Origin of the sequence: Intestinibacillus massiliensis (assembly GCF_900155735.1) — a bacterium.
Lineage (GTDB): Bacteria > Bacillota > Clostridia > Oscillospirales > Butyricicoccaceae > Intestinibacillus > Intestinibacillus massiliensis.
In genome coordinates this window covers 80190-87340 of the sequence record NZ_LT707054.1, presented here as the reverse complement: position 1 = coordinate 87340, position 7151 = coordinate 80190, and the positions used below count along the sequence as shown (strand labels likewise).

General features: G+C 63.5%; 5 protein-coding genes. All 5 read left to right on the top strand.

Annotation, left to right across the window (positions count from 1 at the left end):
* On the top strand, positions 1 to 617 hold a 617-nt coding region (murB, locus tag CZ203_RS04285), incomplete at its 5' end, for a UDP-N-acetylmuramate dehydrogenase (RefSeq protein WP_087064939.1).
* Positions 618 to 639: 22 nt separating this feature from the next.
* Entirely contained in the window at positions 640 to 1497 is an 858-nt protein-coding gene (rapZ, locus tag CZ203_RS04280; protein ID WP_087064938.1) for an RNase adapter RapZ, read from the top strand.
* 4 nt (positions 1498 to 1501) lie between these two features.
* Positions 1502 to 2419 carry a DNA-binding protein WhiA gene (whiA, locus tag CZ203_RS04275; protein WP_087064937.1) on the top strand — a complete coding sequence of 306 codons (918 nt, stop codon included), beginning with the start codon at positions 1502 to 1504 and terminating at the stop codon, positions 2417 to 2419.
* Positions 2412 to 5927 (top strand): DNA polymerase III subunit alpha, encoded by a 3516-nt coding sequence (locus CZ203_RS04270; RefSeq protein WP_087064936.1) that lies wholly within the window; start codon positions 2412 to 2414, stop codon positions 5925 to 5927. Before whiA ends, CZ203_RS04270 begins: the two co-directional genes overlap by 8 nt.
* A 34-nt stretch (positions 5928 to 5961) precedes the next feature.
* A complete protein-coding gene (gene pfkA / locus CZ203_RS04265; RefSeq protein ID WP_087064935.1) occupies positions 5962 to 6939 on the top strand; it encodes a 6-phosphofructokinase in 978 nt (325 codons plus the stop codon).
* The last annotated feature ends 212 nt before the right edge of the window (positions 6940 to 7151 follow it).

Here is a 7151-nt window from a genome sequence, read left to right as displayed (position 1 = left end):
AGGGCGTACGCGCGGGCGCGGGCGCCCTGCTGTCGGGCGTGGCAAAGGCGGCGCTGGAGGCGTCCCTCACAGGGCTGGAGTTCGCGGCGGGCATCCCGGGTTCCGCCGGTGGCGCGGTGTTTATGAACGCGGGCGCATACGGCGGGCAGATGGCGGACGTCGTGCGCGAGGTCGCCTACCTGGACGGGGACGGCGCGCTGCGCACTTGCGCGGGCGCGGGCTGCGGCTTTGGGTACCGCACCAGCGTTTTTAAGGCGCACCCGGATTGGACGGTCGTATCGGTGACGCTCGGGCTTACGCCGGGCGATCCGGCCTCCATCCGCACGCAGATGGAAGACCTTGCGCAGCGCCGCCGCGACAAGCAGCCGCTCGACCTGCCGTCCGCGGGCAGCACGTTCAAACGGCCGGAGGGCTATTTTGCGGGCAAGCTGATCCAGGACGCGGGGCTGCGCGGCGCGGCAATCGGCGGCGCGCAGGTCTCGGAAAAGCACGCGGGTTTTATCGTCAACCGCGGCGGCGCGACCAGCGCGGATGTGCGCGCGCTGGTCAGTTTGGTGCAGCGCACGGTGCTGGAGCGGTTCGGCGTTGCGCTGGAATGTGAAGTTCGGTTCCTTTAAGAGAGAAAGAAGGGCAAAAGGCATGTATTTTTTGATTGTATCCGGCATGTCGGGCGCGGGCAAGAGCCGCACGGTGGCAACGCTGGAGGATTTCGGGTTTTATTGTGTGGATAACCTGCCGATCGCGCTGATCCCCAAGTTTGCGGAAATCTGCCTCGCTGCGACCGAGCGGTACGAGCGCGTGGCGCTCGTGACCGACGTGCGCGCGGGCGGCGATTTCCAGCAGCTTTTCGACTCGCTGGACGCCATCCGGGACATGGGGTGCGATTACCGCATCCTGTTCCTGGACACCGCGACCGGCACGCTGATCAACCGCTTCAAGGAGACGCGCCGCAAGCACCCGTTGATGGAGGATGGCGTCAGCATGACCGACGCGATCATGAAGGAACGCGCCCTGCTCGAGGGCGTGCGCGGCAAGGCCGACTACGTCGTCGATACCACCAACCTTTCGACCGGCGGCTTGCGGGACAAGCTGATCAAGCTGTTTGCAAACGAGAACGACGACCTGCTCGAGGTAACGGTGCAGTCGTTTGGGTTCAAGTACGGCATCCCGCCGGAGGCAGACCTGGTCTTTGACGTGCGCTTCCTGCCGAACCCCTATTACGAAATCAGCCTGCGACAGAAGAACGGCACGGACAAGGGTGTCCGCGACTATGTGTTCCAGGGTGGCACGGCCGACGCGCTCATGAGCCACCTGACCTCGCTGATGGACTTCCTGCTGCCACGCTATGTGGCGGAAGGCAAGACCTCGGTCAACGTGGCGATCGGCTGCACGGGCGGCAAGCACCGCTCGGTCGCGATCGCCGAGGCGCTTGCCGCGCATGTCAAGGCGCGCGGCTACGAAGCCGCGGCCGCGCACCGCGATTACCAGAAGGGATGACGAGATGTCCTTTTCTTCCAAGACAAAAACCGAGCTTTGCCGCGCACCGCTGGCACGTGCGTGCTGCACGGTGGCAGAGGCCTACGGCGTGCTGCTCTACGGCGGCGCGTTTTCCCACCGGGAAATCCGCCTAACCACGGAAAACGCCGCGGTTGCAAACCGGCTGTGCGTGCTGATTTCGCGCGCGTTCGGCGTGCAGGTGCAGGCGGAGGCGTGCGGCCTCAAGCACATTGTGCAGGTGGCCGACGAGCGCAGCCTGCGCCGCATCCTGGGCGTGCTCGGCTATGATTTTAAATACCATATCAGCTACCACCTCAACCGCAACATGGTGGAGAACGACTGCTGCGCGGCGGCGTTCCTGCGCGGCATCTTCCTGATGGGCGGCGCGGTGGCCAGCCCGGACAAGAAGTGCCATCTCGAAATCAAGACCGCGCACCAGAGCCTGTGCCGCGAGGTCATGAGCCTGATGCTCGATATGGGGCTGTCCCCCAAGATGACGGAGCGGCGCTCCTCCGCGGTGCTTTATTTTAAGGACACTGCGCGCGTGGAGGATTTCCTGACGCTCATCGGCGCTTCGCGCGCGGCCATGGAGATCATGGAGGCCAAGGTCGAGAAAAACATCCGCAATACGGTGAACCGGCAGGTCAACTGCGAGACCGCGAACCTCGTCAAGGCGGCGGACGCTTCCGCACGGCAGGTGCTCGCCATCCGCGGCGTGATCGACCGAGCGGGGGAGGACGCTTTCCCCGAGGCGCTGCGGGAAACGGCGCGCCTGCGCCTTTCGCACCCGGACGCCAGCCTGGCCGAACTTGCCGGGCTGTGCGACCCGCCGGTCAGCAAGCCCGGCATGAACCACCGCATGCGCAAGCTCATGGCGTTTGCCGCGCAATATGCACCTGTAGAGGAGACCCCAGATGATTGATTTTGCACATCTGCACGTACATACGGAATACAGCCTGCTGGATGGCGCGTGCCGCATCGAGGAACTGATGGAGCGCGCTTCTTCGCTCGGGCAGAAGCACATCGCCATTACGGATCACGGCGTCATGTACGGCGTAATCGATTTTTACCGCGCGGCCAAGGCCAAGGGTCTGCACCCGGTGATCGGCTGCGAGGTCTATCTCGCGCCGCGTTCCCGGTTTGACCGCACCTATATAAACGGCGAATGGCATACGCACCTGATCCTGCTGTGCAAGGATATGGAGGGGTATCGCAACCTGATCCATATGGTGAGCCGCAGCTTTACCGAGGGTTTCTACATGAAGCCGCGCGTCGATATGGAGCTGCTGCGGGAGTGCAGCGGCGGGTTGATCTGCCTGTCCGCCTGCCTGGCGGGGCGTATCCCGCGCATGCTCGAGTCCGGCGACTATGAGGGCGCGAAGCGGCAGGCGCTGGAGTTCCTGGAAATCTACGGGGAGGGCAACTTCTTCCTTGAGATACAGGACCATGGGATCGAGGCGCAGCGGCGTGTCAACACCGGGCTGTACCGCCTGTCGGAGGAGACCGGCATCCCGCTCGTCGCCACGAACGACGCGCACTACCTGACGCACGAGGACGCCAAGATCCAGGACGTGCTCATGTCCATCCAGATGGGCAAGACGGTCGACGACCCGACCCGTATGAAGTTTGAGACCGAGGAGTTTTACATCAAGTCGGGCGAGCAGATGGCCGCCCTGTTCCCGGGGCACGCGGAGGCGCTCGAAAACACGGTCAAAATCGCGGAGCGCTGCAACGTCGAGTTTGAGTTCGGCAAGTACCACCTGCCGGAATTCGACGTGCCGGCGGGCTACACCGCGCGGGAGTACCTGGAAAAGCTGTGCGGCGAGGGCTTTGAAAAGCGCTACCCGCAGGACGACGGCACGGTGCGCCAGCGCCTGGACTATGAGATCAACATGATCGCCCAGATGGGGTTTGTCGATTACTTCCTGATCGTCTCGGACTTCATCGGCTTCGCCAAGCGCAGCGGCATCCCGGTCGGGCCGGGGCGCGGCTCGGCGGCGGGCTCGGTCGTTTCCTATTGCCTGGATATCACCGACCTCGACCCCATCCAGTATTCGCTGTACTTTGAACGCTTCCTCAACCCGGAGCGCGTCTCCATGCCGGATATCGATATCGACTTCTGCTATGTGCGGCGGCCGGAGGTCATCCAGTACGTGACGGACAAGTACGGCAAGGACCGCGTCGCGCAGATCGTCACCTTCGGCACCATGGCGGCGCGCGGCGCGATCCGCGACGTTGGGCGCGCCCTTTCCGTGCCGTATAACGAGGTGGACGTCGTCGCCAAGCAGGTGCCGAACGAGCTGCACATCACGATCGAGAAGGCGCTCTCGGCAAACGCCGAGCTGCGGCGCATGTATGAGAACGACCTGACGGTCAAAAACCTGATTGACACCGCGCGCAAGCTCGAGGGCATGCCGCGCAACGCCTCCACGCACGCGGCGGGCGTCGTCATCACCAAGGAGCCGGTGGATCACTATGTGCCGCTTTCCATGAACGGCGACCAGCCGGTGACGCAGTTCACCATGGTGACGCTCGAGGAACTCGGCCTGCTCAAAATGGACTTTTTGGGGCTGCGCAACCTGACCGTCATCGCGGACGCGGAAAAGATGGTGCGCCTGCGCGAGCCGGGCTTCTCCATGGAGGACGCGCCGCTGGACGACGCGGCGACCTTTGAAATGCTTGGGCAGGGCAAGACGATGGGCGTGTTCCAACTCGAATCCGCAGGCATCACGAACGTCGTCACCGGCCTGCGCCCGCAGTCGATCGAAGACATCACCGCGGTTGTGGCGCTGTACCGGCCGGGGCCGATGCAGTCCATCCCGCGCTATATCGAGTGCAGGCACGACCCTTCCAAGGTGCAGTACAAGCACCCGCTGCTGGAGCCGATCCTGTCCGTCACATATGGCTGTATGGTCTACCAGGAACAGGTCATGCAGGTGTTCCAGAGCCTTGCGGGCTATTCGCTCGGCAAGGCGGACATGGTGCGCCGCGCCATGAGCAAAAAGAAGTTCAAGGAACTCGAGCGGGAGCGGGTAAACTTTATCTACGGCAACGGGGAGCTGGGGATCGACGGCGCGGTGCGCCGCGGCGTGGATGAAAAGACCGCCGCCGAAATCTTCGACCAGATCCTGGACTTTGCGAATTACGCCTTTAACAAGGCGCACGCCGTGTGCTACGCAGTGGTATCCTACCGCACGGCCTATCTCAAGTGCCACTACCCGCGCGAATACATGGCGGCGCTGCTGACGAGCGTGCTCGACTGGTCGGAAAAGGTATCCGAATACATTGCCGCGGCGCGGGACATGGGCATCCGCGTGCTGCCGCCGGACGTGAACGAGTCGCGCGACGAGTTCTCGGTTTCTGGGGAGCACATCCGCTTCGGCCTGGCGGCGGTCAAGAACGTCGGCCGCGCGTTTATGAAGCAGCTTGTCCTGGAGCGGGAGGCGCACGGCAAGTTTGAATCCTTCCAATCCTTCTGCGAGCGCATGTACGAGCGCGAGCTGAACCGCCGCGCGCTGGAAAGCCTCATCAAGGCGGGCGCGTTCGACTCCATGGGTTACCGTCGCAGCCAGCTCCTGATGATCTACGACCGTGTGCTCGACGCCGTCGCGCAGAACCGGAAAAAGAACCTCGAGGGGCAGCTCGACCTGTTCGGCATGGAGGGCAGCGCGGTACAGGACGTACAGATTGCCCTGCCCGACGTGCCCGACCTGCCGCGGCGCGAGATGCTGGCGATGGAAAAGGAGACGACCGGCCTCTACCTCTCCGGGCACCCGATGGACGAGTACCGCGATCTTGCGGCCAAGGCCAACGCCGCGCGCATCCACGATATCGTGGACGACCTGTCCGAGGAAACCGCGCAGCCGCGCTACAAGGACGGCATGACCGTCCGGCTGGCCTGCGTCGTGACCGCTGTGCGCCTGAAATCCACCAAAAACGGTTCCATGATGGCGTATGTCACGGTGGAGGACGAGTCCGCAGGCATCGAGCTTGTGGTGTTCCCCAGGACGCTGCAGCAGTCCGGCGCGTACCTTAAGGAGGACAACGCCGTGCTGCTGACCGGGCGCATCGACGCGCGCGAGGACGAGGCGCCGAAGATCATCGCGTCCGAGGCCGTGCCGCTCAGCGAGGAATATCTCAACGCCCAGGCAGACCCCGCGCGCACCAGCCGTCCCGCCCTTCGGCCGGAACAGGCCGAGCAGCGCGCGCCCGAACGGCTTTTCATCCAGGTGCCCGCAATGGACTGCGGCGAGACCGAGCAGGTCAAGGCGCTGCTGCCGCAGTATCACGGGATCATGCCGGTCGTCCTGGTGCCGGCCGGCACCAAAAAGAAGATGCTCGCGCCGCGGGCGATGTGGGTCCGCCGCGATTTAGTATTATTGGAAAAATTGAGGTTTCTTCTAGGTGAAAACAATGTTATAATTAAATAAACCACAGGGATAATTTTTGCGGAGGTTCATTTGTATGGATAAAAAACCGATCAGAAGGATCGGCGTTCTGACGAGCGGCGGCGACGCGCCGGGCATGAACGCAGCGATCCGTGCCATCGTCCGTTCCGCCACTGCGCAGGACGTCGCGGTGCTGGGTATCCGCCGCGGCTACAGCGGCCTGATCAACGGCGATATCATCGAACTGGCGGCCCGTTCGGTAGACGGCATTATCACAAAGGGCGGCACGATGCTGTATACCGCGCGCTGCCTGGAAATGCTGACGCCGGAAGGCCTGGAAAAGGCGGCGAACACCTGTAAGTATATGGGGATCGACGGCCTGATCGCCATCGGCGGCGACGGCACGTTCCGCGGCGCACAGGCGCTGTCCCGTCTCGGCGTGCCGGCGATCGGCATCCCGGGCACGATTGACAACGACATCGTGTGCTCGGACTATACCATCGGTTTTGATACGGCCTGCAACACGGCGGTCGACGCGATCGACAAGCTGCGCGATACGATGCAGTCGCACGAGCGCTGCTCGGTGGTCGAGGTCATGGGGCGCCGCGCGGGGCATCTGGCGCTGCATGTCGGCGTAGCCGTCGGCGCGACCGCGATCCTGCTGCCCGAGCGCGAGGTCGATTTTGAAAGTACGGTCATTGAAAAGATGCGCATGGGCCGCATCAAGGGCAGGAACCACCACATCATCATCGTCGCGGAGGGCTACGGTTCCGCACAGGACGTCGCCGACCGCATCCATGAACAGACCGGCATCGATACCCGCGTCACCATCCTCGGCCATATCCAACGCGGCGGCTCGCCGTCCACGCAGGACCGCGTGATGGGCACGCGCATGGGTTACCATGCCGTGAAGATCCTGATCGAGGGCAAGACCAACCGCGTCGTTGTGTTCGATGACAACATGATCACGGATTACGACATCGAGGAAGGCCTCGCGCGCAAGAAGGACATCAATCAGGCGCTGTTTGAAGCGGCGCAGATGGTAGCGACCTGACAAATCCCAGGGCGGGGGATCCCCCTTGGTAAGGGATGCGCTTTTTCCCGCACGGCGGGAGGGGCGGGCGTATATCAACGGGGGCGGGGCATGGATGTGCCTGCGCCCCCTGTTTTATCGGAGGGACTATGGCAAAAACCGTTTGGATTACCGGCGGCTCGCGTGGTATCGGCGCGGCGGCGGTGCGCGCGTTTGCGCAGGCGGGCTGGCGC